Source organism: Myxococcus sp. CA051A (genome assembly GCF_013336705.1).
In the GTDB taxonomy this organism is placed as follows: domain Bacteria; phylum Myxococcota; class Myxococcia; order Myxococcales; family Myxococcaceae; genus Myxococcus; species Myxococcus llanfairpwllgwyngyllgogerychwyrndrobwllllantysiliogogogochensis.
Genome location: NZ_JABUMS010000004.1, coordinates 634,272 through 660,067, shown reverse-complemented (window position 1 = coordinate 660,067; position 25,796 = coordinate 634,272). Strand labels below are relative to the sequence as shown.

20 protein-coding genes are annotated in these 25,796 nt (G+C 68.9%); 3 read left to right on the top strand and 17 right to left on the bottom strand.

Going from position 1 to position 25,796, the window contains the following annotated elements:
• Positions 1–9 precede the first annotated feature (9 nt).
• The 3 genes from hslV to HUA74_RS16160 all read right to left on the bottom strand — a co-directional run bounded on the left by hslV (position 10) and on the right by HUA74_RS16160 (position 3,841).
• Positions 10–537: an ATP-dependent protease subunit HslV gene (gene hslV / locus HUA74_RS16170; protein WP_141646352.1), complete on the bottom strand. Its 528-nt coding sequence runs from the start codon at positions 535–537 to the stop codon at positions 10–12.
• A 101-nt stretch (positions 538–638) separates the two neighbouring features.
• The gene (locus tag HUA74_RS16165) at positions 639–1,541 is read right to left on the bottom strand and encodes a tyrosine recombinase XerC (protein WP_141646351.1); all 903 of its coding nucleotides are present in this window, start codon (positions 1,539–1,541) and stop codon (positions 639–641) included.
• A gap of 59 nt (positions 1,542–1,600) precedes the next feature.
• Positions 1,601–3,841 carry a kinesin gene (locus HUA74_RS16160; RefSeq protein WP_174455220.1) on the bottom strand — a complete coding sequence of 747 codons (2,241 nt, stop codon included), beginning with the start codon at positions 3,839–3,841 and terminating at the stop codon, positions 1,601–1,603.
• Positions 3,842–4,060: 219 nt separating this feature from the next.
• Here HUA74_RS16160 and HUA74_RS16155 point away from each other — a divergent pair, with 219 nt between their 5' ends.
• Complete coding sequence (locus tag HUA74_RS16155; RefSeq protein WP_174455219.1) at positions 4,061–4,366, top strand: hypothetical protein; 306 nt, start codon at positions 4,061–4,063, stop codon at positions 4,364–4,366.
• Positions 4,367–4,384: 18 nt separating this feature from the next.
• Here HUA74_RS16155 and HUA74_RS16150 read toward each other — a convergent pair whose 3' ends face one another.
• Together HUA74_RS16150 and trmFO are read right to left on the bottom strand one after the other, a co-directional pair.
• On the bottom strand, positions 4,385–6,052 hold the full coding sequence (locus HUA74_RS16150) for a PD40 domain-containing protein (protein ID WP_174455218.1): 1,668 nt from the start codon (positions 6,050–6,052) through the stop codon (positions 4,385–4,387).
• Complete coding sequence (gene trmFO / locus HUA74_RS16145) at positions 6,049–7,425, bottom strand: methylenetetrahydrofolate--tRNA-(uracil(54)-C(5))-methyltransferase (FADH(2)-oxidizing) TrmFO (protein WP_174455217.1); 1,377 nt, start codon at positions 7,423–7,425, stop codon at positions 6,049–6,051. Before trmFO ends, HUA74_RS16150 begins: the two co-directional genes overlap by 4 nt.
• Positions 7,426–7,707: 282 nt before the next feature.
• Between trmFO and HUA74_RS16140 the strand changes: the two genes are divergently transcribed.
• Positions 7,708–8,094, top strand: a complete 387-nt coding sequence (locus tag HUA74_RS16140) for a TraR/DksA C4-type zinc finger protein (protein ID WP_141648807.1) — start codon at positions 7,708–7,710, stop codon at positions 8,092–8,094.
• A 63-nt stretch (positions 8,095–8,157) separates the two neighbouring features.
• On the opposite strand, the gene HUA74_RS16135 is transcribed toward HUA74_RS16140, so the two are convergent.
• The 8 genes from HUA74_RS16135 to pgeF all read right to left on the bottom strand — a co-directional run bounded on the left by HUA74_RS16135 (position 8,158) and on the right by pgeF (position 16,929).
• A complete protein-coding gene (locus HUA74_RS16135; protein WP_254623699.1) occupies positions 8,158–8,742 on the bottom strand; it encodes a biopolymer transporter ExbD in 585 nt (194 codons plus the stop codon).
• Between the two features lie 3 nt (positions 8,743–8,745).
• Positions 8,746–9,267 (bottom strand): biopolymer transporter ExbD, encoded by a 522-nt coding sequence (locus HUA74_RS16130; protein ID WP_174455216.1) that lies wholly within the window; start codon positions 9,265–9,267, stop codon positions 8,746–8,748.
• Positions 9,268–9,286: 19 nt separating this feature from the next.
• Positions 9,287–10,027 (bottom strand): MotA/TolQ/ExbB proton channel family protein, encoded by a 741-nt coding sequence (locus HUA74_RS16125; protein ID WP_141648809.1) that lies wholly within the window; start codon positions 10,025–10,027, stop codon positions 9,287–9,289.
• Between the two features lie 75 nt (positions 10,028–10,102).
• Entirely contained in the window at positions 10,103–12,685 is a 2,583-nt protein-coding gene (topA, locus tag HUA74_RS16120; RefSeq protein WP_141648810.1) for a type I DNA topoisomerase, read from the bottom strand.
• Between the two features lie 11 nt (positions 12,686–12,696).
• A complete protein-coding gene (locus HUA74_RS16115) occupies positions 12,697–13,818 on the bottom strand; it encodes a DNA-processing protein DprA (protein ID WP_174455215.1) in 1,122 nt (373 codons plus the stop codon).
• A gap of 135 nt (positions 13,819–13,953) precedes the next feature.
• Complete coding sequence (locus HUA74_RS16110; protein ID WP_174455214.1) at positions 13,954–15,174, bottom strand: LysM peptidoglycan-binding domain-containing protein; 1,221 nt, start codon at positions 15,172–15,174, stop codon at positions 13,954–13,956.
• Between the two features lie 26 nt (positions 15,175–15,200).
• A complete protein-coding gene (locus tag HUA74_RS16105) occupies positions 15,201–16,088 on the bottom strand; it encodes a tol-pal system YbgF family protein (RefSeq protein ID WP_141649130.1) in 888 nt (295 codons plus the stop codon).
• Between the two features lie 79 nt (positions 16,089–16,167).
• The gene (gene pgeF / locus HUA74_RS16100) at positions 16,168–16,929 is read right to left on the bottom strand and encodes a peptidoglycan editing factor PgeF (RefSeq protein WP_174455213.1); all 762 of its coding nucleotides are present in this window, start codon (positions 16,927–16,929) and stop codon (positions 16,168–16,170) included.
• A gap of 192 nt (positions 16,930–17,121) precedes the next feature.
• Here pgeF and HUA74_RS16095 point away from each other — a divergent pair, with 192 nt between their 5' ends.
• Positions 17,122–19,047, top strand: a complete 1,926-nt coding sequence (locus HUA74_RS16095) for a diguanylate cyclase (RefSeq protein ID WP_174455212.1) — start codon at positions 17,122–17,124, stop codon at positions 19,045–19,047.
• Positions 19,048–19,064: 17 nt separating this feature from the next.
• On the opposite strand, the gene HUA74_RS16090 is transcribed toward HUA74_RS16095, so the two are convergent.
• The 4 genes from HUA74_RS16090 to HUA74_RS16075 form a co-directional block, all read right to left on the bottom strand.
• Positions 19,065–19,658, bottom strand: a complete 594-nt coding sequence (locus HUA74_RS16090) for an SGNH/GDSL hydrolase family protein (protein ID WP_174455211.1) — start codon at positions 19,656–19,658, stop codon at positions 19,065–19,067.
• Positions 19,659–19,671: 13 nt separating this feature from the next.
• Positions 19,672–21,141: a trypsin-like peptidase domain-containing protein gene (locus HUA74_RS16085; protein ID WP_174455210.1), complete on the bottom strand. Its 1,470-nt coding sequence runs from the start codon at positions 21,139–21,141 to the stop codon at positions 19,672–19,674.
• A gap of 97 nt (positions 21,142–21,238) precedes the next feature.
• Complete coding sequence (locus tag HUA74_RS16080; protein ID WP_174455209.1) at positions 21,239–22,828, bottom strand: glycoside hydrolase family 57 protein; 1,590 nt, start codon at positions 22,826–22,828, stop codon at positions 21,239–21,241.
• A 25-nt stretch (positions 22,829–22,853) separates the two neighbouring features.
• Complete coding sequence (locus HUA74_RS16075; RefSeq protein WP_174455208.1) at positions 22,854–25,673, bottom strand: DUF4912 domain-containing protein; 2,820 nt, start codon at positions 25,671–25,673, stop codon at positions 22,854–22,856.
• Positions 25,674–25,796: the final 123 nt, after the last annotated feature.

The window sequence follows — 25,796 nt, the reverse complement described above, 5'->3', positions numbered from 1 at the left end:
GGGGGGCTCCTAGAGCTCTTCGAGGGAGATGTTGGCGTTGGTGTAGATGTCGATTTCGCCGGCGATGGAGAGCGACTCCCGAGCCACGTCCCGCGCGGGCATCTGCGTGTGCGCCATGAGCGCGCGCGCGGCGGCGAGCGCATACGGGCCTCCGCTGCCCACCGCGGCGATGCCGTAGTCCGGCTCAATCACGTCACCCGCCCCGGAGAGGATGAACGTCTTGTCCTTGTCCGCGACGACGAGCAGCGCCTCCAGCCGACGAAGGAATCTGTCGGTGCGCCAGTCCTTGCCCAGCTCCACGCAGGCGCGCGCCATGTTCTTCTGGTGCTCCTTGAGCTTGCCCTCGAAGCGCTCGAAGAGGGTGAAGGCATCGGCGGTGCTGCCCGCGAAGCCGGCGAGCACCTGGCCCTCGCCCAGCTTGCGAACCTTCTTCGCCGTGTTCTTCATCACCGTCTTGTCGAGGGAGACCTGCCCGTCGCTGGCGATGGCGACCTTCCCGTCACGCCGCACACAGAGGATGGTGGTTCCGTGGAACATGGAGCGGGTTTAACAAGCCGCGCCCCGCGTTTCCAAGGAACACCGCCTGCCTGTCCGCTCCCGCACCGTTTCCTCGCGCCAGGGAGCGGCGAGGCGCACCCTCACGCCCGGGGATGGGCCGCGTCGTAGACCTGCTGGAGCTGCTCCCAGCTCACGTGGGTATACCGCTGCGTGGTGGACAGACTCGCGTGGCCCAGCAGCTCCTGGATGCTGCGGATGTCCGCGCCCCCTCCGAGCAGGTGCGTGGCGAAGGAGTGACGCAGCGCGTGTGGACTCACCTTGCGCGCCAGCGCGCACTTCAGCACGTGCGCGTCCAGGTGTCGGCGGATGCTCCGAGGAGTCAGCCGTCCCCCACGGAAGTTGAGGAAGATGGCCTCTGGCGCCTGGCTGGGTTTCGGCTCCGCCAACAGCTCCCCGCGCCGGGCGAGGTATGCCTCCAGCGAGCGGATGGCCTGCGCGTTGACGGGGACGAGGCGCTCCTTGCTGCCCTTGCCCATGACCCGGACGATGCGCCCGCTCCGGTCCACGGCGAGCAGGTCCAAGTCACACAGCTCGCTGATGCGAAGCCCGCCGCCGTAGAGCAACTCCAGGATGGCCTTGTCGCGCAGCCCGAGCACCGTCTTCAAGTCATGCACGTCCAGGAGCGCGAAGACCTCCTCCACCGGCAGGACCTTGGGCAGCGCCTTGGGCAGCTTGGGGCTCTTCACCAGCTTCGCGGGGCTCGCGGGCAGGAGCTTCTGCCGCACCAGGTACTTGTAGAAGGACTTGATGGACGCGAGCCGACGGGCGCGGCTCGCGGGGGCATGGTCCACGCTCAGCGTGCCCAGGTAGCCGCGAATGGCGGCGTGGGAGCCGGCCAGGAGCGAGAGCTTCATCCGCTCGACGAGGTAGCGCTCGTAGTCCACCAGGTCGACCAGGTAGTTGCGCACCGTGTGCGGTGACGACCCCTTCTCGTCCTCCAGGTGGACGCGGAACTTCTCCAGCAGCGGCGAGAGGGTCGTCATGGCGAGGCCAGCGTAGGGGGCCCGGAGAGGCTCGCAAGATTCCGGGCCCCGCGAAACCCCTACTTCGTCGGCACGGCGGGGGCAACGACTGGAACCACGGGCGTCGGCGCGGGCAGCAGCGCGACACACGTGGCGTCTGACAGCCACGCCTTCTCACACATCCACGTGAGGATGGGGTTGCGCACCTGCCAGAGCAGCACGAAGAAGATGAGCGCCCCGAGCCCGAACCGAGCCCAGCCGGACAGCCCCTCCGTCTCGCCATCCTCGTCCTGCTGGGCGAGCATCGCCGGGCGGACCATGTCCCGTCGGTCCACGCGCGCTCCCCGGGGCAGCCTCGGACGCCGGGTCACGAGCGTGGACAGTCCATGCGTCAACATGAGGCGGTCATTGAGCGCCCAGCCGGAGCCCTCCAGGAGCAGCGCCAGATTGCGGCGCCGCAGCTTCAGCCAGCCGAGCAGGCCCGCGGGCGCCATGACGACGATGGCGATGAGGGACGCCGCGGTGATGACGTCCACCATCGTCAGCGACTTCACCTGCGTGACGATGAACGCGAAGGACGAGCCCAACGCCGCCGCCGCGATGCTACCCGCCGCGATGACTCCCGCGAGCCCACCGGGAGATGGGGCCGGAGCCGCCGCCGGAGCCGCGACGGGAGCGGGCGCCGCCGCCACGGTCTGCGAATACCCCTGCTCCAGCGTGGCGTCGAAGGTCTTCTCCCCCGCCGACGCGAGCCCTTCAATCTTGCCGGTGATGAACGAGGCCATGCGAGTGAAGGGCATGGTCATCGACTCCCACAGCGACACGGGCTGGCGGACGACATGCGTCACCGTGGCGTCGTGCTCCTGGCCATCCACGTCGTAGAAGACGCCGCGCTTGCCCACGACCAGGTCCGTGCTCCGACCGCGAGTGACGGGCACCGCCACCTCGTAGCCGGGCGTGCCGTCCTTGGGCGCCACCAGCACGTAGAGGATGCACGTGGTGCCCTGGCTCGTGAGCGCCGCGTGCTCCGCGCGGTTCTTCGCGAGCACCGACAGCGTGTACTTGCGTCCGCCGAGGATGAGCGTCCCCTTCTCCATCAGCGCGGGCGCCTTGGGGAGATAGAGGTTGGGCATGCTGATGAAGTTGTTGGCGAACACCAGCAGCCAGCGCTGGTAGAGCACCAGTCGCTCCAGCTCGACGATGGCGGCCAGCGTGGGCGCCAACGAGAGGTCCGCCTGACTGGCCGCATCGATGGCGTCCAGGTCCGTGAGCGACACGGTGGGCAGCGAGTCGGCCAGCTTGTGCACCGGGTTCGCCTCGCGCTGGGTGAACCATGCGAGCACGGCGTCCGCCTTCGCCACCAGCTCGCGCCACGCCGTGTCCGACAGGCGCTCCGAGTCCCCCGTCACCGGCGCGGCGACGTCGCGACGGAACGACTGCAGTTGCTCATAGGAGGGACCGCGCAAGAGCCGCGCCCACTCCAACACGCCCGAGGCTTCCGGCACCGCGATGGGCAGATCCCCCGCCGCCTTGCCCAGCGCGGCCGAGTCACCCAGCGAGCTCTCCACCCGCTCCGCGCGCAGCCTCAAGTTGGCCGCGGCCTCCGGCTGCACCGCCACCAGGCGGCACTGGAGGAAGTAGGTGTCCAGCAGCGGCGCCACCTCGCGGATGCGTCGCGCGCGCGACTCGCTCTCTTCGCCCCATACGAAGACGTCGCCACGCTTGCCCAGATGGGCCAGCAGCGCCTCGCGAGCCTCGCGGAAGCGCTGCAGCATCGGCCGGTCCACGCCCGCCTCGCCCGAGCGGTTCTTCAACTCGGGGAAGGACGCCATGACGTCCTTCGCGAGCGGGCGGAGGGACTCCGGCAGGCGCTCCGGGGCGATGATGCCATCACCGTTCTGCCCCGACTTGCGCAGCTCCAGGTCGCTCGCTCGCACCTGGCCAAGCGAGATGCGCCCCATGTCTGGCGCGCCCACCGTGCGCAGAATCATCTCCGCCGCGGTCCGCAGCGAGGCCGCGTCCGAGGACAGCGCGTTCAAGTCCAGCACGTCACTGTTCGCGTCCGCGCCGCGCCGGTCCTTCAAGTGCTTCGCGGCCCAGGCCACCGCGGCGCGCACCTCCGCCACGCGGACGCGCGCATTGCCGTCCGTGTCCAGGAACTTGAGGAAGGCCGGGTCGCAGCTCAGCCCCTCCAGCGGACACGCCGTGGCGATCCACTGCGTCTCGGGAATGCGCGCGGCCTCCACGAGCACATCGAAGGAAGGAATGTCGACCTGAAGCGAGCCGCCATAGCGGCGATAGGTGAGCGGAGTCGAAGTCATACAGGCGGCGGACCTAAGCACACCCGACGTCACCTCGCACGGCTCCGAAGCAGCGTCTCTCCATGAGGCCAGCCGCTCGGCTGTCACGTCGGACCGGGTGTCCCATCACCCGGACGACGGCGCGTTCCAAGCCACCGGAACGACGTGCGCCTGCGAGTGGCGAGCCCCCTGCAATCGACGCGGCGGCACACCTGGCCTCGCACGAAAGAAAGGCAGCCCATGCACGCCGCCGCCGAATACGACGACCGCTTCCACCTGAGCCGCAAGCGCTACTACCAACTGCTCGCGCTCTCCACCCTCTGGTTCACGGTGAACGAGACGCCGCTGCTGCCCGTTGGCCTGCTCTTCGCGCTGCGCTTCGTGGGAGCCAACTACGAGACGACGTTCTTCCACTCCCTGCGCACGGGTCGAAAGGTCGCCCTCATGTGCCTGGGAATGGCCCTGTTCTCCCTGCTCCTCTTCGGCCCCCACGCGGGCTTCAGCGTCGGGCCCGGAGGCGTGAGCTTCCAACTCACGCTCCGGTGAACCCCACGCGACGCGCGACTACGGGAGGGCCGACACGCTGTAGACGCCGGCCTTCGGCCCCTGGGAGATGATGTACACGGCGCGCGAGTCATCCTTGCCGCCGAAGTACACCGGCACCTGGACGCCCTGGTCCAACGGCTTTCGCGCCTGCGTCTTCGCGTCGTACACGGCGATGTCGTACGTGTCCGAGTCCATCCGCGCCGACGTCGCCAGCACGCGCTGACCATCCGCGGAGAGCTTGTAGCTGAAGATGCCCTGGAGCCACGTCTGCGGGTCCGCCTTCTGGGGCAGCTCGAGCGCCTTGAAGTCACACGCGCGTCCGTTGCGGATGCAGTTGGCGCGGAACACCACCTGCCCGTTGCCCGGCATGAAGCCGTAGCCGAAGACGCCCCGGTGCACCTTCTCCGCCTTCTCCGCGCCCAGGGGATAGAGCATCAGGTCCACGGAGTACTCCGGCTTGAGGAAGCGCGAAAGGAAGGCCACGTAGCGCGCGTCCGAGCCCCAGACGAAGTTGGGCACACGGTCCCCCACCCGCTTGGGCGCGCCATCCGGCAGCGAGGCCACGGCCATCAAGCCCGCGCGCGCCGTCACGTCGTACCTGTCCAGGAAGCCCACGGCCTGCGAGTCCGGGGAGAAGGAGAAGATCTCCACGCGCTCGCCCACCTTGCGGCCCGGCCCGCCGGAGGCAGGGCCCACGTACAAGTCACCCGGCACGTCCGGCTTGCCGTTCTCCGAGCGCGCCAGCCACTTGCCATCCGGAGAGAACCCGAAGGCCTGCGCCGCCACGGCCAGCCGCTTCGGCTTCTGCGCCGGCAGCTCCGCCAGGTACAAGTCGTAGAGCCCGCGCACGGACTCACTGCGCACCTGGAAGGCCACGCGCTGACCATCCGGAGACACGGCGTAGTCACCCACCTGGTCCGCGAGCTTGCGCGGCGCCTCCTCGGGCTTCTCCACCGACACCGCCGCGAGGCCACCCGCGGCGGACAGCCGCCGCTTGAGCAGCAGCGTCTTGCTGTCGGAGGTGAACTGCGCGGTGCTCACCTCGGCCGCCACGTCGACGAACGGCCCCGAGGGCAGCGGGCCCAGCTTCAGCTTGCCGCCGTCCACGAAGGCCAGCTTCGTCCCGTCCGGCGACGGCAGCATGTAGCTGACCGCCGTGCCCAGCACCGTCGGCTCCGCCTTCGCGTCATCCAGCACCGCCACGTTGAGCGAGCCGGACTGCGAGGCCGGGTTGTAGCCGGTGAGGTACAGCGCGTGCTTCGAGTCCGCCGAGAACAGCAGCCCGCCCGGCACGTTCGTCACGCTGTCGCCCAGCTTGCGCGGCTCGCCCCCCTCCACGGCCACCACGAACAGCTCCCCGAGCAACATCTGCGGAGGCACGCCGTCCAGCCGGGGCTTCTGCCCGTTCAACAGGTACGTGGCGAAGCGTCCGTCCGACGTCAGCCGCAGGTCCGCCGCGCGGCCCGCCGCCAGCAGCAGGCCCTGCCCTGCTCCAGCGGGCGCGCCACGTCCGGAGCTGCTCGGCGCGGACGCGCGGCTCGGAGGCGCGGAGCCACCCGAGGCCGTCGCGGCGGGGGCATTCCCCTTCGCCCCGCTGTCCTCGCCCTTCTTGCACCCCGTGCCCGCCACCATGAGCGAGGCCATCAGGCCCGCGCCCAGAAGTCGTCCCAGCCTCGGCCGCATCATGCGCTCCTCTGCTCCTCAAGCTCCGGGGTGCCCGACGAGGGGACACCCGCGTGCGGCAGCCACGCCGCCAGGTCCTGCTTCGCGCGGGCCGAGTACGCCGCCCGCTTGTCCGCCTTCTTCATCCGCCCGGTCAGCGGCGGGAAGAGGCCATAGATGATGTTGGAGGGCTGATGCGGGTAGTCCGGCGGGTGCGCTTCGCCCGTCACATGACGGAACAGCGAGCCCAGCCCCGTCGTCGCCGGGGGCGGCACCCACTCCTTCCCGCTCAGGCGCGCGTGCAGCGCCAGCGCCACCAGGTAGCCACACGCCGCGCTCTCCACGTACCCCTCCACGCCGGACACCTGCCCCGCGAAGAACACCCGGGGCTCGGTCTTCAGGGACAAGTCAGCCGACAGCAGCCGGGGCGAGTCGATGAAGGTGTTGCGGTGGATCTGCCCCATCCGGAGGAACTCCGCGTTCTGGAGGCCGGGGATGCAGGAGACGAAGATGCGCTTCTGCTCGCCCCACGTCAGGCGCGTCTGGAAGCCCACCATGTTCCAGGACGTGCCGGCGCGGTCCTCCATGCGCAACTGCACCACCGCGTGCGGCTCCTGGCCCGTGCGAGGGTCCCGGAGTCCCACCGGCTTCATCGGCCCATAGGCCAGGGTGTCGTCGCCGCGTTCCGCCATGACCTCGATGGGCAGACAGCCTTCGAAGTACTTCGGTTCCTCGAAACTGTGCGGCACCACCTTCTGCCCCGCCTTCAACTCCGCGATGAAGCGGTAGTACTCCTCGCGGTTCATCGGCAGGTTCAGGTAGTCGTCGCCGCCGCCCTTGCCGTAGCGACTCTGTCGGAAGGCCACCGTCAGGTCGATGGAGTCTCCGGAGAGGATGGGGGCGATGGAGTCGTAGAAATACAGCTTCTGCCCCACGTGCCGCTCCAGCTCGCGAGTGAGGGCATCCGAGGTCAGCGGCCCGGTGGCCACGACGACGGGGCCCTCCTCTGGCAGCGTCTCCACCTCACCGGCCACCAGCTCCACGCCCGCCTGGCGCAGCAGCGACTCGGTGATGGCCTTGGAGAAGCCCTCGCGCTCCACCGCCAGCGCGTCTCCGGCGGGTACCCGGTGGGCATCCGCGCTGCTCAGAATCAGCGAGCCCAGCGAGCGCAGCTCCGCGTGCAGCAGGCCAATGGCGCTCTCCGGGTTGTCCGAGCGCAGCGAGTTGCTGCACACCAGCTCCGCGAGCTGATCCGACTTGTGCGCCGGAGAACGCTTGTGGGGCTTCATTTCGCGCAGCACCACCGGCACGCCCCGGCGGGCGAGCTGGTATGCGCACTCCGTACCGGCCAGGCCGCCGCCAATCACCGTCACCCGCTGCTGCTTCACGTCCGCCATCCTGTTCCTCCCGGGAGCGCCGAGCGCCAGCCCGTCAGCGAACAGTTAGCAGGACTGGCACGCCCTGTCCCACTCGCGAAGCCATGGGCGTCAACCCGGCGTCTTGTCCAGGGCCCCACGTCCGGCCGCCTGCCCCCCGAGCCACCTTCGCCCCTGGTTGGAAGGCGCGGTTTCCCCACCTGGGTTGCACCCCTACGTTTCTCGCGTTCATCGCTCGAGGCAGCGTTCTTCCGAGCGAGCGCACAACGCACTCGAAGACAGCAACACGGAAACGAGGCCACCATGAGCCGAGCCCAAGATTTGCTGAAGGTTCGCGAGATTCTTCAGCGCCGCAGGCGGGAAATCCTCACCACCAGCAGCGGCACGCACCGCGAGCTGACCGCGCTCAAGGAGCAGGAGCGGGATCCCGAGTACGAGGAGAACGCCCAGTCGGAGCTGGCGGACTACACCCTGTCCAGTCTGATGGAGGCCCAGCGCCGCGAGGTCATGCTCATCGACGCCGCGCTGCTGCGCATGGACACGGGCGTGTTCGGCGAGTGCGTGGACTGCGGCCAGGAGATCTCCATGGACCGCCTGGAAGCCCTGCCCTTCGCCATCCGCTGCGCGGAGGACGCCGAGCAGCACGAGCAGGACACACGCGGCGGGCACTACGCGACGCCGTCGCTGTAGCCCTGTGCCGGTGACGTGACAGGCGGGCGCTCCCTGGTTCCGCCGGGGAGCGCCGCTCGTTCTTCAGTCGCCCTCTTTCTTGAGGACGACGAAGCGGTAGTTCTCCAGCTCGTTCTGCCCCGCCGTGTAGAGCACGCTGAGGAGCAAATCGTAGGGAACCTTGCGGTCCGCGATGACCGACAGCTCCTTGCTGAAGGGCGCCTGAGGGTTGCGCTCGGCGATGTACTTCAGCTTCTCCACTTCCTTCTTGAACCGGGCGTCGAGCGGGAGCACCAGCCGGCCCTGGAGTGCCTCGGCGGGGAGCTGACCGTTCTGCAGCCGCAGCACCTCCCGCTCCCCCACCAGCAGGCTCTTGGCGGTGATGGTGACGGCGATGGTGTCCTGCGGCGTGGCGCGCGTGGTGGAGATGGGCGGCCGGACGTCCTCGGAGGCCGTCACCGCGGCGGAGGACGACGCGAAGGACTTGAGCAGGAACACCAGGAGGATGGTCATCATGTCCATCATCGCGGTGATGTTCAGCTCCTTGATTTCTCCCGCCGCGTCGCGCTCCTTGCGCTTCTTGCGAGACAGCGCCCGGCGGAAGCGCAGCCGCGCCAGGGCCTCCTCGTCGACGGCATCAGGCGCGTGCGACATGGGTTCGGAGGACATGACTCAGGTCCCCGCCAGGGTGACATCAGGGAACAGCAACCGGCGCTGGGGACCCTGCTCCTCGCGCAGCGCATCCATCGTCTGGATGAGCACGTCGTAGGGCACATCCGCGTCCGCGCCGACGATGACCTTCGTCTCCTTGGGAAACTCGGTCTTGATCTTCACCATCCACGCGTTGAGCGCGGCGTAGTCGTAGACGCCGTCGGCGGTCGTCGGCACCGTGGGCGCGCCGCCTTCTCCGAGGATGGCGTTCTCACTGCTGACGAAGTGGCCCTTGCGGGAGATGAGCACGGACAGCGTGAGCTTCGGCTCGTCGCTCGGCGACTCAGGCGTCAGCGCCGTGGACGGCGCGCCGTAGCCTGGCGCGCTCACGTTGAGGATGCCGAACGAGGTCAGCCCCGTGATCGACAGCAGCATGAAGATGATGAGGTTCATGAGGATGTCGAGGTACGGGACGACGTTCAGCTCGCCCGACTCTTCTTCCTCGCGGACCTTCAGCTTGCGGCGGGAGTAGTGGAACGCCATGGCGCGCGCTCGCCCCGCCCTACGACGCGCGGGCTTCGAGCTCCGTGGCCGCCGGGTCCACGCTGCCGCGACGCGACAGGAGGTTCTCCAGCTTCAGCGCGTTGAGCTCCAGGCTCTCCACCATGCTCTTCGCGTACGACGTGAGGAACAGGTGGAAGATGATGCAGACCACCGCGATGGAGAGCGCGAAGGCGGTGTTGTTCATCGCCTTGGAGATGCCGTCCGACAACAGCCGCTGCTTCTGGTCCGCCGGCACGTCGCCCAGCGCCTGGAAGGTGCCGATGAGGCCGAAGATGGTGCCAACCAGGCCCACCAGCGTCGCGATGTTCGCCAGGGACCACAGCCAGGGGATGCGCTTGGACACATGCGGGCTGTGCTCGATGAGGGCCTCTTCCACCGCCTTGGCCACCTCGATTTCACCCCGGTTCGCGTGCACCAGCCCCGCGCGGATGACCTTGGCCAGGGGCGCGGTCGGCGCCATGCCGCACACCTTCACCGCGCGGTCCAGGTTGCCGCCGCGCACCAGCTTGGAGATCTGCTCCATGAAGGGCGCCGGGTTCAGGTTGTAGCGGAACACCAGCGTGACGATGCGTTCCAACGCCACCGCCAGCGCGCACGCCAGCCAGAACAGGTTCACGAACATGAACGGACCGCCATCCTTGAAGAACTTGATGACGGAGTCCGTGACGCCGAGCTTTCCGGCGTCCGCGGCCGCGAGGCTCGCGTTGACCAGCAGCTCGCTGACCACCGAGGAAATCATTGGTCGGGTTGTAGGGCGGGCCCGCCGAAGCTGTCAAGCCACGGACGGGCCAGCCCCCTGTAAACACTTGGGTTTTCAGGCCGCCGACGAAGTTCCCGGGTCCGTGGGGACGCCCGACTGCTCAGCGACCTCCCGCCGGTAACCGCACTCCTTGTTCGGGCATGCGACGTACGCGCCGTCCCGCTTGGAGTACTTCTGGAGCAGATACGGCGACGCGCAATCCGGGCACGCCTCCGCCAGGGGCCGGTCCCACGCGGCGAAGCGGCAGTCCGGGTAGCGGTTGCAGCCGAAGAAGATCTTCCCGCGGCCACTGCGGCGCTCGGTCAGGTAGCCCTGCTTGCACTCCGGGCAACCCACGCCGATGGAGATGGGCTTGGACGTCTTGCAGTCCGGGTAGCCCGAGCACGCCATGAAGCGCCCGAAGCGGCCGCGCTTGATGACCATGGGCTTGCCGCACTTCTCGCACAGCTCGTCCGTCGTCTCTTCCTCGACGATGACGATCTTCCCCTCGGCATCCCGCTTGAAGTCCTTGGTGTTCTTGCAGTCGGGGTAGTTCGAACAGGCGAGGAAGTGCCCCATCTTTCCGAACTTGATGACGAAGTGGTTGCTGCACTTCTCACAGGCGATGTCGGTCTTGATCTCCTCGCGCTTGACGTCGCGCATCTCCGCCTTCGCCTTCTCGAGCGTGTCCTTGAAGGGCCCGTAGAAGTCGCGCAGCACCGACACCCACTTCGCTTCACCCTCGGAGATCTGGTCGAGCTTCTCCTCCATCGTCGCGGTGAAGGTGACGTCCAGTTCGTGGGGGAAGTGTTTGACGAGCATCTCGTTCGTCATCTGCCCCAGGTCCGTGGGCCGGAAGCGGCCCTCGAGCTTCTCCACGTACTTCTTGTCCTGGATGGTGGAGAGGATGGCCGCGTAGGTGGACGGGCGGCCAATGCCCTTCTCTTCCAGCTCCTTCACCAGCGTGGCCTCGCTGAAGCGCGGGGGCGGCTGGGTGAAGTGCTGCTCGTGCAGGAGCTTCTGCAGGCCCAGCTTGTCGTTGTCGTTGAGCAGCGGCAGGTCGCCCACGGCGTCGGCGCCATCCGCGCCCTCTTCGCCCGCGGCCTTGGCCTTCTCCTTCTCCGACTCCTCTTCCGGCGTCAGGCCCGCGCCGTACACCGCGAGGTAGCCGGGGAACTTCAGCGTGCTGCCGGAGGCGCGGAACGTGGCCCGGCCCGCGGCGATGTCCGCGCTCGTCTGGTCATACACGGCGGGCTTCATCTGGCACGCCACGAAGCGGTTGTAGATGAGCTCGTAGAGCCGGAACATGTCCTGCTCGTCCATCGCGTCGAAGAAGGGCCGCACGCGCTCCGGCGGGTACTCCAGCGACGTGGGGCGGATGGCCTCGTGGGCGTCCTGCGCGCTCTTCCTGGACTTGTAGACCACCGGCTCTTCCGGCAGGTACTCCGCGCCGTACTTGGAGCCGATCATCTCCCGCACCTGCTTCACGGCGTCGTCCGACAGACGCGTGGAGTCCGTGCGCATATACGTGATGAGCGCCGTCTGGCCTTCCTCGCCGAGGGGCACGCCCTCGTAGAGCTTCTGCGCCAGCGTCATCGTCTTCTTCGCGGTGAAGGACAGCCGGTTGGCCGCCTCCTGCTGGAGCTTGGAGGTGATGAAGGGCGCGGGCGCGTTGCGGCGCCGCTCGCGGCGGTCCACCTTGGCCACGGAGAACGCGGCGTCCTTCAGCTCGTTGACCAGGCCCTCGGTGATGGCGCGGTCCTTCAGCTCCACCTTCTTGCCGTCCACCTTGGACAGCTTGGCCTTGAACGGCGGCGGGCCGGTGGGGCCTTCCAGGAGCGCGTCGAGCGTCCAGTACTCCTCGGGGACGAAGGCCTTGATCTCCGCCTCGCGCTCCACGATGAGGCGCACCGCGACGGACTGCACGCGTCCGGCGGACAGGCCCCGGCGGATCTTCTGCCAGAGCAGCGGCGAGATTTGATAGCCCACCAGGCGGTCCAGGATGCGACGCGTCTGCTGCGAGTCGTAGTTGTCCTGGTTCAGCTCACGCGGCTGGGCGATGGCTTCCTGGATGGCCTTCTTGGTGATTTCGTTGAAGGTCACCCGCATCGCGTCCGGATGCGCCAGCTCTTCCTTGATGTGCCACGCAATGGCCTCGCCCTCGCGGTCGGGGTCCGTGGCCAGGAAGACCTTGTCGGCGGACTTCGCCATCTTCTTCAGCTCGTTGAGCACCTTCTCCTTGCCCTTGATGACCTCGTACTCGGGCTGGAAGTCGTGCTCCACGTCGACGCCAATCTTGCTCTTGGGCAGGTCCTTCACGTGCCCCACGGACGCCTTCACCGTGTAGCCGGAGCCCAGGTACTTCTTGATGGTCTTCGCCTTGGCGGGCGACTCCACGACGACCAGGTAGTGCGGCCCCTTGCCGCGCGGCGTGGCCTCTTCCTCGGCGTCCGCGTCCACGGCGGGCAGCGAGTCGTCGTCACCCTTCTTGGTGGTACGCCGGCGGGCCGCGGTCTTCTTGGCCGCGGTCTTCTTGGCCGCGGGCTTCTTCTTGGCCGCAGTCTTCTTCTTGGCGGCCGTGCGACCGGCCGCCTCGCGGGGCGCCTTCTCCTCGGTCGCCTCGGTCTCTTCCGCCTTCTTCTTCGTCCGCGTGGCCATGACTCTCCTACCTAGATCTTCTCGTACAGCCTGCCCGGGTGCTGGACGACCAGCCCCGTCATCTCCAGCTCCACCAGCGCGCTGACGAGCGCCGCGGGTGTGAGGGTGCTCCCGGTCAGCACCTCATCGAACGTCCGGGGAATCCGGTCCAACACCGCATAGGCGCCCCGCGCTTCCGCGGAGAGCCCTTCCCACGAATCAGCCTTTCCCGGCGCCACCATCCACCCAGGGTCAACACCCACCGCCCGCCAGACGTCCTTCGCATCCAGGCACGCACTCGCGTGCCCTTCCCGCAGCAGGGCGTTGCAGCCTGCCGCATCCGCCTGACGTACATCCCCCGGCATCGCCAGCACCGGCCGGCCCTGCGCCCGCCCCGCCTTCGCCGTGTGCAAACTGCCCGACTCCGCCCCCGCCCTCATCACCAGGACCGCATCCGATGCGCCGGAGATGAGCCGGTTGCGCCGGGGAAACGTGGAGGTGCTTGCCCGCACCCCAGGCGGCAGCTCGCTGAAGAACACCCCGCCCCTCTCCAAAAAGTGAGGAAGCAGGCGGGCTTGCGCCGGGTCCAACGCATCCAGCGCCGACCCCAGAAAAGCCCACGTCTCCGCGCCCACGTCCAGTGCACCCCAGTGGCACGCCCGGTCCACGCCCGCCGCCGCACCCGACACCACCCCCACCCCACCCTCGGCCACCTGACGGGCGAAGGCACGGGCAAAAGGCAGGAAACCCTGATCCGGATGTCGGCTGCCCACCATGGCCACCCGCCTGCGCGGCGGCCCGGGCTGGCCCCGGTGGAACAGCAGGGGCGGCGCGTCCTCCACCTGCTTGAGACGCTCCGGATAGGTCCGCTGTTCGGCGAACGCCACCCGCATGCCTCCTGCGTGACACGCCTCCTGCAACCGCTCCGCGACGACGGGGAGCCGCTCCAGGGTCGCCAGCCGACGACGAACTTGTGGGGAAACCGGCGCTTCGGACACCCAGTCTCCTACCGGAGTCGCGGCCAGGGGAGCGAGACGACCGTCGGCGAATGCGCGCAAGGCGGCCAGCGTCCTCGGCCCCAGGCCGGGAACGGCCCAGAGCGCCAGGCATGCCTGCTGTTCCGCCGTGAGGCTGTCCGTCTCAGCGTCCGCCATACCCAACCCCCCTCCATTCCCACCTATATAGAAGATGGGTCCGCAGGGAGGGGCGCGACACATAAACACCGGACCGCCACCGGTCAAGCACTCAACCCCTCCTGGACGGGAGGGGATGCACTTTTCCTGCCGGAATCAGCGGCTGGCGGTGGGGGCGGGGCTGACGCGCATGTACGCGCGGTCGCCGGTGTTGATCTCCTCGGTGGAGCGCATCATCAGGCAGTTGTTGGTGCGCTCCTTCACCTCGGTGACCATGCACGTGCCGATGTTCTCCCACGGCAGCGCCTTGTCGGACGCGGGCGGCGGGGGGAGCTCCGGCTTGCCCAGCACCTGCCGGGACGGGTCGCCCTGGCGGAGGATGAGGAAGGTGTTGCCCAGCTGGACGCCATCCGCGCTGCCCTTGTCCAGCACCACGGTGTTGTGCTCGCCGAGCAGCGACAGGTACGGCACCAGCGCCGTCACGACGGTGGCGTTGAGTTCCTTCGTGTTGGGCCGGGGGGCGACGCGCTCGCTGAGCTTCTCGCCGTAGGGGCCCACCAGGTCGCCACGCTCGATGCCGTCCCAGGTGTCGACGATCTGCGCGGTGACGACGCCCTTGTCCACGCGCACCACGCGCAGCGTGCCCACGAAGTCCGTCAGGAAGCCCAGCTCCTTGCCCGAGCGCGGGTGCTTCACTTTCTGCGTGGTGTGGAAGACGACGTAGCGGTCACCGACCTTGGCGTCGGCCTTGCGCTTGAAGCGCACGTAGACGTTGTCCGGGAAGGCCAGCATCAGCGCGCCGTTCGGGGAGCCCTCGATGCGGCCCGCCTCCTCCAGCTCGCGCGCGGTGACGAAGCCCTGCGTCGTCACCGGCCGCGACGAGGACACGTCGTAGCCAATCTTGCCCGACACCGAGACCATGTCCCCGCCGGACAGCTCCGTGGGGGCGGCCACGTCGACGGTGTCGTCGCCGGTCTCCACGCGCTGGGGCACTTCCTCGCCCCCGCCGAAGAAGCTCACCTGGTTGCCCGGGTAGATCCAATGCGGGTTGGCGATCTCCGGGTTGTAGGACCAGACCTTCGGCCAGTACCAGGGGCTGCCCAGGTAGCGCGAGGACAGGTCCCACAGCGTGTCACCGGACTCGACGGTGTGGACCACGCCGGGGGCGCTGTCACGGCCCTTGGCCGCGCCGGGCGGCAGCGTCACGTTGGTGCCGGAGGGGCGCTCGGGCGCCTCGTCCATGACCTCCGCGCCTTCCGTCTCACCGCCGGCCTCGGTGTCCTCCGGGTCGCTGCCCTCCTGCTGCTGCGCGAATGCGCTCCAGGCGGGGGCGACGGCGAGGCTCAACATCAGCGAGGTGAGGATCCGGGTGCGCATCGCACGACATCCTTTCGAAGAAGACTTCACTGCGGGAGGGCGGCGAGCCGCTGCTCCGCCTGCGTGGCGGCGGCCGTCCCCGGAAACTGGGTGACGACGCGCGTGTAGAGAGCCCGGGCATCCGCGGCCTGGTTGAGCCGCATCCGGCACTCGGCGAGCCGGAGCATGCCGTCCAGCATGGCGTCCCCGGCGGGATAGGTGGCGATCAGCCGCTCGAACGACTTCGCGGCGTCCTTGAACTCGTTGAGCCCCATCTGACCCAGCCCGCTGAAGTACAGCGCGTTGTCCGCGCGCGGGTGGCGGGGGTTCTCCTCGGAGAAGCGGCGCAGGCGCTGCACGCCCCCCTCCACGTTGCCGGTGCGCAGGAGCGACACCGACTTCTCGTAGTCGGCCTCGAGCACATCCGGGTCCGGCTGGTCCGCGGGGTCATCCTCCCGCGTGGTCACCATGGTGGCCCCGCCCGTCGACGCCAGGGTGGTGCCGCCCGAGGCGGACCCAGGCGTGCCGTCCGGCACCGAGCTGATGAACATCTCCACCTGCTCGGACTCGGGCTCCACCACCGCCACCTGCGTGGACAGCTTGGGCGCGGGCTCGAAGCGCGGCTTGAGCTTCACCACCGCCAGGTCCGGGGTCGACGTCAGCGCCCCACCCTGCTCCGGCGCGGTGACTCGCACGGGAACCGTGGAGGACTGCTTCGCCGCGGGGGCACCAGGGGCCCGCGCGCGGTCAACGGCGGCATGGGCCTCCAGGCGCTCCAGCCGGTCCACCAGGCGCGTCTGCGACTCGCGCAGCGTGCGCAGCTCCGCCTGCAGCGCCGCGACCTCCGCCTGGGAGGCGGCGGTGGTGGCACAAGCACACAGCGCGCACAGCGGCGCTGCGGCGAGCAAGCGGAAGATGGCGGAGCGCTCGAGCACGGGCCTCGACGGATGAAAGTCCCTCCGAGGATAGGAAGGCACGTCGGAGAGCGTCAAGAAAACGGCCGGCGCTCCCCGCCTAGAACCTGTTTACCACCAGGTTGAGGTGGCGTCCGGTACGCCCCGCGTCACGCCGGTGGGAGAAGAACCGCGAGGGCTCGCACGCGGTACAGGCCTGTAGCACGTCCACATGGGCCGCCCGCAGCCCCGCACCCAGCAACGTCAGCCGCACCGCCCGTGACAGGTCCAACCGGATGCGCCCGCCCTCCTCCGCCACGACTTCCGAGCCGAAGCGCGTCGTGAAGCGCTGCCCCAGCTCCGCCGAGACTTCGTAGCAACAGCGCTGAATCGCGGGCCCCACCGCCGCCAGCAGCCGCTCTGGCCGAGCCCCCCGCGCCACCAGCGCCTCCACCGCGCGAGCGCTGATATCCGCGTCCGTCCCACGCCACCCCGAGTGCACCGCCGCCACACGCCGTCCGTCCGGGTCCACCAGCAACACCGGTACGCAGTCCGCCGTGCCCACGGCCACCCACGTTTCGGGCACTTCGGTCCAAAGCCCGTCCGCCTCGCCCTCGGGAGGCCGCAGCGTGTCGCCCCCCTCCTCCACCCGGGCCTCCAGCACCCGGTCCCCGTGCACCTGGGAGACACGCGACAGCGCGCCCAGCGGAGCACCGGCCGCCGTGGCCAGCCTGCGCAGGTTCTCCTCCACCTTCGCCCGGTCATCTCCCGTGGAGAACCCCAGGTTGAGCGAGGCGAAGGGCCCCTCGGACACACCGCCCGCGCGAGTCGCGAAGCCGTGCGGAACGGGAAGCAACGAGGACGTGAGCAACTCGGTCGCCATGAGGTGGCCCTTCTAACCGCCACGCCCGTCCCGACGCACGCGGACGTCGACGTGCGCCAACCGGATGCGCCAACGGAATGATAAAATTCCCGTGCAAGTACGTTTGACAGTCCGCGTCAGCCCATTGACAATTCTGCGGACTCTTCGTGAAACGAGTTGAATCCTTTCGAACGAAGTGACGCGAACGCGCGCATGCCCTTGGGTCCCGACACCGTAGGCCGGAAGCTCCTCTGGAGCATCGCTCTGCCGGGGTTGGTGGTGGCGTTGCTGGGCGTGGGCCACTTCTGGCGCGAGGCGCGGGTGGCGGTGCAGGACGCCACGCAGGTGGAGTCGCTCGCACTCGCGGAGTTCGTCGCCTCGACATTCATGTTGCCGCAGGGGCCCGGTGCGCCCGCGCATGGCGCGGTGGCGGAGGTGCTCCACTCGGACACGCGGTTGTTCCGCTCGGTGGCGGACGTGCGTGTGCTGACGCCGGACGGACGCGTGCGCTGGTCTCGCGAGCCGTCCGAGGTCGGCTCGGTGCATCCGGAGGCCTCGCGGCTCACCCGCCCCGGGCCGGAGACGGCGCGCTCGGCGGACGATGTCACGGAGGTGGTGCGACCCCTGGGCGGTCCGGAGTGCGGGAGCTGTCACTCGCGCGGGGAGGTTCCGGGCGCCAGTGTCCTGCAGATGCGGATGACGGAGCCCGCGCTGCATCAGCAACTGACGAAGGTGTTCGGTGGCGCGCTGGGGTCCATGGCGGTGTTCGCCATCCTGCTCGCGCTCGTCATCGCGTTGTCGCTGCACTTCAACCTCACGCGTCCGCTGCGTCGGCTGAGCGCGGCCATGGGGCGCGCGGAGGCGGGAGATCTGCTGGTGCGCGCGGACGTGCGCGGCACGGATGAAATCGCGCGCCTGGGCGCCGCCTTCAACCAGATGCTGGCGCGGCTCACCGCGATGAAGGCGGAGGAGATCGACACCCACCGCGACCTGGAGCTGGTGAAGGAGAAGCTCGCGCTCAAGGACGAGTTGGAAGACCGGCTTCGCGAGCTGTCGCTGCTGTTCGACGTGACGCGCTCCCTCAACGCCACGCTGGAGCTGGACGAGCTGCTGGAGGCCGTCACCCGGCTGGTGGTGGAGCGCCTCCAGATTCCGGAGTTCTCCATCATGCTCGTCAGTCCGGAGGGCGCGCTGGAGGTGAAGCAGGCGTGGCCGGAGGGCCGTGGCTCGGAGGGGCTCACCTTCTCCGTGGGCGAAGGCGCCTGCGGCCGCGCGGCCCAGACGCACAAGGCGGTGTACCTGCCGGACGTCGCGGACCACTCCAGCATCTTCGCGCGGCGCGGACTGGTGACGGACGCCATGCTCACCGGCGCGCTGCTCGCGGTGCCCATGGTGCACGCGGGCACGCTCATGGGCGTGGTGAACTTCCAGCGTCCGCTCATCGCCAGCTTCTCGGCGGGGGAAATCGAGCTGCTCACCGCGGTGGCGGACATCGCGGCGGCCGCCGTGAAGAACGCCCAGCTGCACGCGGAGACGGTGAAGCTCACCATGACGGACCCGCTGACGGGGGTGCCCAACCGGCGTCACCTCTTCCAGCGCATGGAGCTGGAGCTGGCGCGAGCGCAGCGCTTCGGCACGCCGCTGGCGCTGCTCATGGTGGACGTGGATCACTTCAAGCGCCTCAACGACCTGGCCGGCCACCGGGCGGGAGACGAGACGCTCCGCCGCGTCTGCGACATCCTCCGCTCGCGCGTGCGCAAGGTCGACACGCTGGCGCGCTACGGCGGCGAGGAGTTCGTCATTCTCCTCCCCCATTCCACCAAGCAGGACGCGGTGGATGTGGCGGAGAAGCTGCGTCGCGCGGTGGCGGAGACCATCGTGCTCAACCAGCCCGGCCTCCCGGGCGGCCACGTCACCGTGTCCGTGGGCGTGTCCCACTTCCCCAGCGACGCCAACACGCAGGAGGGGCTCGTCGACAGCGCGGACGCGGCCCTCTATTGCAGCAAGCGCACGGGCCGCAACCGCACGACGCCGTTCGAGATGGGCATGGAGATCCACCCCGGTCGCGAGCGAGGCCCCCACGCGCCTCCGACCGAGCCGACCGCCAGCGCTCCTCCCGGCGGCGTGGCCAAGGCGTAGCGCGCGGCCCCGCTGCCTCAGCGGGACACGAGCGTGCGCACCGTGGGCAGCATCAGGTCCGCCCACTCCTCGTAGCCTTCCTCGGAGGGGTGGAAGCCATCCCCGGAGAAGAAGTGCGGCGAGCGGGGAAACATCTCCCGACTCGCCGAATACATGTCCACCAGGTGCAGCCCCTCCGTGCGCGCCACCTGGGCGATGGCGGCGTTGAAGGGCTCGATGCGCCCTTCGTAGAGGGCACTGGGCACCAGCTTCGCGACGGGTGCCATCGCCATGTCCGCGATGTTCACCAGCACCAGGGGGGCACCCGTCTGCTTCAGACGCCGGGCGATGCGCTCCAACTCCTCCTGGAAGTCCTCCACCGCCGTGCCGCGCCAGAGGTCATTGGTCCCCACCCCCAGCGTCACCAGCGTGGGTTGCGCGGCCACCGTGGCCTTGAGCTGCCCGGTGAAGACGTCGCGGACGCGCGCCCCGCTGACGCCCAGGTTGGTGAGCCCCACTGACAGCCCCTCTCGGCGCAGCCGTGAGGCGAGGCGCTCGGGATAGCCCCCGCCGCGCGGCGCGCCCACGCCCACCGCGGTGCTGTCTCCGAGCGCGACGTAGTTGACGCTCATGTCCGCCGCTCCACTACGGCATGCGCAGGGCGCGGAGCATGCGGCTGCCTCCCGGGGCCGCCACGCGCAGGAGCAGCGTGCTGCCGGCGGGCGCCGCGCGAATCGCCTTGGCCAGGTCGTCCGCGCTGTTCACCGGCTTGCGGTTGGCCTCCACCACCACCATGCCCGGCTCGAGCTGCGCGCGGTCCGCCGGAGAGCCCGGCACCACGTCGGTGATGAGGGCGCCCTGGCGCTCATTGAAGCCCGCCTGCTGCGCGGTGCGCGCATCCAGGTTCTGGAGGCTGACGCCCACGCGGCGCGAGCTCTCCTGCGAGTCGTCGCCCTGCGGCTTGCGCGAAGTCACACCCTCCAGATCGGGCCGCGTGCCAAGAATCACCTTCACGTCCTGCTTCTTGCCTTCACGGAACACCGTCAGCGTGGAGGTGCTGCCCGGGCGCTTGAGCGCCACGGTGCGAGTGAGCTGGCCGCTGGACGTCACCGGCTGCCCATCGATAGCGGTGACGACGTCGTCGGACTTCAGGCCCGCCTTCGCCGCCGGAGAGGCAGGATTCACCTGCGTGAGGATGGCGCCCTCCGTCACTGGCAGCTTGAGCGCGCTCGACAAGTCCCGCGTCAGGTCCTGGATGCCCACGCCCAGCCACGCGCGCGTGACGGAGCCTTCCTTCTCCAGTTGGGGCACCAGCGCCGTGACGAGGTTGCTGGGCACCGCGAAGCCGATGCCCGTGCCGCCGCCGACGATGGCGGTGTTGATGCCGACGACCTCACCTCGCATGTTGAACAACGGGCCGCCCGAGTTGCCCGGGTTGATGGCCGCGTCGGTCTGGAGGAACTCGTCGTAGGGCCCCGCGCCGATATCGCGTGCTCGCGCGGAGACGATGCCCAGGCTGACGCTGGAAGCCAGTCCGAAGGGATTGCCGATGGCGACGACCCAGTCGCCCACGCGCAGCGCGTCGGAGTTGCCCAGCTTCACCGTGGGCAGCCCCTCCACCTTGTCCTTGATCTTCACCACCGCGACGTCGGTGAGCGGGTCCCTGCCCACGACGACCGCGGAGAACGAGCGCCCGTCATCCAATCGCACGGTGATGGACACCGCGTCCTCCACCACATGGTTGTTGGTGAGCACGATGCCCGTCGGCTCGATGATGAAGCCGGAGCCCGCGCCCTGGCGGAGCTGCTCCCGCCCTCCTCCCCGGCTTCCCCCACCGCCAAAGAAGCGGTCGAAGAGCGGGTTGTCCTCCATGCCCCTCGGCCCTCCGCCACCGCCACGGGCCTGCACGTCCACGTTGACGACGGCGGACTTCACCGAGTCCACCAGCGGCGCCAGCGAAGGGAGCGCCTGCGCCTCCCGGGTCGCCGGCTGGAGGTTGCCGGGCTGGCCCTGCGCGGGAGCGGGCGCCGGAGCCTGCGCCCACGAGGCCGACGGGACGGCGAGGAGCAGCGCGGTGGCCAGGGCTCTCCGGAACGCGACGGAAGAACGGTTCATATGCTCCCCAAGCTAAAGCCGAAATGCTGTCCCGCAAGCGAAACGGCCCACGGTCATCCATCGAAACATTCGAGCCCGACGCCCACGTGCCGGAAGGTCACCCCGGGCAATAGAGACGGTAGTCGAGTTCCGGAAAGACGTTGTCGCGGCCCTCCAATTGAGCAAGCCAGCCCTCGTCGATGGTGCCCGCGCGCAGTTCGTCGTGCAGCCGGAGGAAATGCCGCACGTGCTCCTGGGTTCGCCGCCTGGCGTACTCCACCATGGTGCCCGTCTTCATGATGAAGGCCCAGTCGGAGCTCTGGGCGAGCAGCAGTTCCCGCGCCGCCTGGTTGAGCGCGCGACGTTGCAGAACCGTGGCGTCCGGGAAGTCCCGCGCGAGTTCCACCATCTTCCGCGCGCAGTGGGTCAAGTGGCGGTAGACCCAGTCGTTGGTGCCATCCAGCCACATATGGGCGTAGCCGCCCGCGCCCCAGGAGGACATCGGCGGCGTGGCCACCTGGTTCTCCGGCGTCTCGCGCAGGTCGTCCGACGGCGTCACCAGCTCGAACGTGGACTGCTCGCGGGCAGCCTTGCGGATGAGGGCTTCCAGGAACCACGGGCCCTCGAACCACCAGTGCCCGAACAGCTCCGCGTCGTAGGGCGCGACGACCACGGGCTTGCGACCTCCGAGGCGCGAGGCGAGGTGCTCGATTTGTCGCTGACGGTTGAAGAGGAAGTTGCCGGCGTGCACCGCGGCGCGCTCGCGCGCCAGCTCCGGGTCATAGGGCTGCTTGTCGTTCGTCTTCCCGGTGATGCGGTAGTACTTGAAGCCGGTGTTCTTCCGGTCCCCCGTGGGCTGGATGAACGGACGGATGTAGTCCAGGTCCAGGTCCCAGCCGATGTCCCGGTAGAACTCGCGGTAGTCCGGGTCGCCCGGATAGCCGTGCTCGGAGCTCCAGACCTGCTGACTGCTCTCCGGGTCTCTCGCGAAGGCGGCGACACCCGACTCGGTGAAGATGGGTGCGTAGGGGCCATGCAGTGGACGCGGCGTGGCGTCCGTCAGGCCGTGCGTGTCCACGAAGAAGTAGCGGATGCGCTCGGCGGCCAGGACGCGCTCCAGGCCCGGGTAGTAGCCGCACTCAGCCAGCCAGATGCCCGCGGGGTCCCTGCCGAAGTTCTGACGGTAGTGGTTGGCGGCCACCGTGACCTGGGCGCGCACGGCCTCCGGCACCTGCTGCATGAGCGGCAGGAAGCCATGCGTCGCGTTGCACGTGAGGATGTCCAGGTGGCCCGCGTCCTGGAGGCGCCGGAACGCGGCGACGAGGTCCCGACGGTAGCGGTCGTGGAAGGCCCGGCGCAGGGACTCGAAGTGGTCGCGATAGAAGCGCGCCAGTCTTCCGAAGGTCGCGTCGTTCCGGGTGCGGTGGACCTCGCGGTCGCCCAACTCGCAGAGCTGGTCCAGCTTGCGCGAGTAGCGCGTCATCAGCAGCTCGTCACGCAGCATGGTGACGAGCGTGGGAGACAGCGTCATCGACAGCCGGAACGGGATGCCGTCTTCCGCCAGGGAGTCGAAGGCGAGGAGCAACGGGAGATAGGTCTCGGAGATGGCCTCGTAGAGCCAGTCCTCTTCGAGAAAGTCCTCGTGCTCGGGGTGTCGGACGAACGGAAGATGCGCGTGAAGGACGAGTGCGAGAGAGCCCAGGCTCATGGTCGGTCGAAGTGTCCTTGCGGGTTCACGAGCGGCCCCCGCCCGAGGGCGGCTTCCGGTGCGCGTCCTGTTCCGAGGTTCCTGACGGGTGTGTCACCGCACCAGGGGTCGTGTTGCCCGACAGGTCCGAGTAGCGCCGGTCCGAGGCCCCGTGAGCACGAGGTGGTGACTCGAAGTAGCGCAGGTCCGAAGCGCCCGACGCACGAGGCGGGGACTCGAAGTAGTTCAGGTCCGAGGCGCGGGGCGCGGACGCGACTTCCTCCGGGCCCGTGTTCGCGGGAGCCCGCTGTGAGGGGTCGGCGTAGCGCATGTCGGAGGCACCTGGCGCACGACCGATGTCCAGGTACTGATACGCGGGACGAGCGCCCTGCGCTTCTCCGCGCACCGCGCCATCCTGGTATCGCTGGTCGGAGGCGCCAGGAGCGCGCACCTGCCCCAGTTCGAGATACTCGAACGCGTGCGGTGACGACGTGGCCTGCACGACGCCGTCCCCGTACCGCATGTCCGACGCACCCGCCGCGCGCTCCTGTGCATCCAGGTAGCGATGCGAGGCGAGGTAGCGCTGGTCAGAGGCGCCCGGTGCGCGCTCGATGCCTTGCAGATAGGTCCCGGAGCCCACCTGGGCGCCCGGTCCTTCGGGGGACGGGGGAACACCGGGCCCGACACCTTCACGGTGGACGACGGGAATGTCCTTCACACCCGCGCTGCCGGGTAGGTTCACGCGGTGCCACGTGACGTACTCGCGCTCGCGGTTCTCCTCTGTCGGGGTGGCGACGGGAGCCTCCACGGGTGCCTCGGGCTCCACCGGAATGGGCCGGCGAAGGAAGCGCACCGAGGTATCCGTCGACACGCCCGCTGGCGGAAGCGCCACGCGATTGCTGGAAGGACCGATGCGATGATTCCGCCCGTCGTGCCCGACGAAATGCGCCTCGAACCGGTACGGCCGCCCGGGTGAAAGCCCGTGGATGTAGTAGCCGCGCGACTCGAGTCCGCAATCCACTTCGCGCACGAGCGACTCGCCATCGAAGACACGCAGGACGGCCCGAGGATCCTCCAGTCCGTGCATCGCACGCGCGCGCGTGGCGGGACTGAAATCCCACAGGGCGAAGAGGGTATGCGGGTCCCTCGGGAGGAGCAGCGCGGTGTCGTCCTGATACTCGACAGGAAGTGGCTCCAGTCCTTCGGACTCCGCACCAACGCTGGGAGCCGAGGTTGACGCGGCTTGCTCCTGGAGATGATGCCGGCGGGCCTCTGCCTCACCTCGGACGCGTGCGACGAAGAAACCCTCGATCAGCGGCTCGGCGGGATGCTGTTCCACCGGAGGCGCTGAGGGAGGTGTCCCCGAGCCTGGCTCGGACGGGGTGGCTGGGGCCGCTTCAGCACGAGCACCAGGCTCGACCTCGGGCTCCGCGAACGTCGCGGTGTCGCGCGAACCGCGAGGCTTGGGTGGAAAGTTCACGATGTGAGCCGGACGCGCGGAGGGTGGACTGTCCGGCTTCTCGGAAGCGCGCTTGGCCGCCACGCGTTTGGGTGCGGAGACACGTCCCTGCTCCGACATCTCGGTGGCCGCCTTCCGTGGGGTCTTTGCACGCGGTTTGTCAGCGGAGAGCGAATCCGCGGGATTCGCCGTCTCGATGATGGGTACGGCGGTTTCGACAGGGAAGTCGCTCCCCGTCGCGGGGACCGACTTCGCGGCGACGGCAGGCGCCTGCTCCGTTTCCGATACCGTCGAGCGATTCACCTCCGTGGGTGCCTCGCTCGTCGTGGTCGCAGCGGCGGAGACCTTCGGTGCTCGCTGCGCCTTCACCTTGGCAGATGCGGCCATCTCCGCCGTGGGCTCGAACTGGGGCCTTGCCTCGGACGATGCGGCGGCGACCTTCACCTCGGACGGTGCGGCGGCAACCTTGGCCTTGGGCTCAACCTGGGGCTTTGCCTTGGACGGTTCGGCGGCGACCTTCGCCTTGGGCTCAACCTGGGGCTTTGCCTTGTTTGCCTTGGACGATGCGTCGGCGACCTTTACCTTGGCCTCGTCCTGACGCTTCGCCTCGGGCGAACTGGCGGCAACCTTCACCTTGGGCTCGGCCTGACGCTTCGCCTTGGACGAACTGGCGGCGACCTTCACCTTGGGCTCGTCCTGACGCTTCGCCTCGGACGAACTGGCGGCCACCTTCACCTTGGGTTCGACCTGGGGCTTTGCCTTGGACAATGCGGCGACCTTCACCTTGGGCTCGGCCTGACGCTTCGCCTCGGATGAGCTGGCGGCGACCGTCACCTTGGGCTCGCCCTGACGCTTCGCCGTGGATGAGCTGGCTGAGACCTTCGCCTTGGACTCGACCTGGGGCTTTGCCTTGGACGAACTGGCGGCGACCTTCGCCTTGGATGGCGTGGCCGGAACTTTCACGGGGGGCTGTGCTTTCGCCCTGGATGACGCCGCTCCGGCCTTCACGGTCGGCCTGGCCGACACAGGTCCCGCTTTCACTGACGGTTGCCCCTTCGCCTTCGAGGTCACGGTCAGCGCCTTCACTGGCGGAGCGGCCTTGGAAGCGGTCCGGGTCAACGCCTTCGACTTGGCGGAGGGCGTCATGACCTTGGCCTTCGCCGCAGCCTCCCGAGTGGATTCAGGCCTCTTGGGGGCCTTGGCGGGCTCGGCCGAGACTTTCTTCGCGGCGGGGCGCTTGCGCGGCAGCTCGATGCCCGCCAACCGGGCAAGCTTCGCGAGCGCGGGCACGAACCCGGCAAGGGCGGCGATCAACTCTTCCTTATTGAGATTGCTGTATCCGCTCCCCAGATGCTTCCGGGCCAGCTCTCTCAGGGAGCCGACGGTGACGCTCTTGAGGTCGTCCATGGGCAAGGTCGCCTTTAGGTCGCCGGCCGTGGTGGGTCAACGTGCCAGCATTGCTTGTGTTCGTCGCCCGACCCCCTCCCCACCACCTCACCCGATGACACCCAGGATGCACCTGGGTATTCT

What these genes read in the sequence shown, in the direction of transcription:
- hslV (WP_141646352.1), bottom strand. Translation starts at nt 537, where the DNA reads ATGTTCCACGGAACCACCATCCTCTGTGTGCGGCGTGACGGGAAGGTC.
- HUA74_RS16165 (WP_141646351.1), bottom strand. Translation starts at nt 1,541, where the DNA reads ATGACGACCCTCTCGCCGCTGCTGGAGAAGTTCCGCGTCCACCTGGAG.
- HUA74_RS16160 (WP_174455220.1), bottom strand. Translation starts at nt 3,841, where the DNA reads ATGACTTCGACTCCGCTCACCTATCGCCGCTATGGCGGCTCGCTTCAG.
- HUA74_RS16155 (WP_174455219.1), top strand. Translation starts at nt 4,061, where the DNA reads ATGCACGCCGCCGCCGAATACGACGACCGCTTCCACCTGAGCCGCAAG.
- HUA74_RS16150 (WP_174455218.1), bottom strand. Translation starts at nt 6,052, where the DNA reads ATGATGCGGCCGAGGCTGGGACGACTTCTGGGCGCGGGCCTGATGGCC.
- trmFO (WP_174455217.1), bottom strand. Translation starts at nt 7,425, where the DNA reads ATGGCGGACGTGAAGCAGCAGCGGGTGACGGTGATTGGCGGCGGCCTG.
- HUA74_RS16140 (WP_141648807.1), top strand. Translation starts at nt 7,708, where the DNA reads ATGAGCCGAGCCCAAGATTTGCTGAAGGTTCGCGAGATTCTTCAGCGC.
- HUA74_RS16135 (WP_254623699.1), bottom strand. Translation starts at nt 8,742, where the DNA reads ATGTCCTCCGAACCCATGTCGCACGCGCCTGATGCCGTCGACGAGGAG.
- HUA74_RS16130 (WP_174455216.1), bottom strand. Translation starts at nt 9,267, where the DNA reads ATGGCGTTCCACTACTCCCGCCGCAAGCTGAAGGTCCGCGAGGAAGAA.
- HUA74_RS16125 (WP_141648809.1), bottom strand. Translation starts at nt 10,027, where the DNA reads ATGATTTCCTCGGTGGTCAGCGAGCTGCTGGTCAACGCGAGCCTCGCG.
- topA (WP_141648810.1), bottom strand. Translation starts at nt 12,685, where the DNA reads ATGGCCACGCGGACGAAGAAGAAGGCGGAAGAGACCGAGGCGACCGAG.
- HUA74_RS16115 (WP_174455215.1), bottom strand. Translation starts at nt 13,818, where the DNA reads ATGGCGGACGCTGAGACGGACAGCCTCACGGCGGAACAGCAGGCATGC.
- HUA74_RS16110 (WP_174455214.1), bottom strand. Translation starts at nt 15,174, where the DNA reads ATGCGCACCCGGATCCTCACCTCGCTGATGTTGAGCCTCGCCGTCGCC.
- pgeF (WP_174455213.1), bottom strand. Translation starts at nt 16,929, where the DNA reads ATGGCGACCGAGTTGCTCACGTCCTCGTTGCTTCCCGTTCCGCACGGC.
- HUA74_RS16095 (WP_174455212.1), top strand. Translation starts at nt 17,122, where the DNA reads ATGCCCTTGGGTCCCGACACCGTAGGCCGGAAGCTCCTCTGGAGCATC.
- HUA74_RS16090 (WP_174455211.1), bottom strand. Translation starts at nt 19,658, where the DNA reads ATGAGCGTCAACTACGTCGCGCTCGGAGACAGCACCGCGGTGGGCGTG.
- HUA74_RS16085 (WP_174455210.1), bottom strand. Translation starts at nt 21,141, where the DNA reads ATGAACCGTTCTTCCGTCGCGTTCCGGAGAGCCCTGGCCACCGCGCTG.
- HUA74_RS16080 (WP_174455209.1), bottom strand. Translation starts at nt 22,828, where the DNA reads ATGAGCCTGGGCTCTCTCGCACTCGTCCTTCACGCGCATCTTCCGTTC.
- HUA74_RS16075 (WP_174455208.1), bottom strand. Translation starts at nt 25,673, where the DNA reads ATGGACGACCTCAAGAGCGTCACCGTCGGCTCCCTGAGAGAGCTGGCC.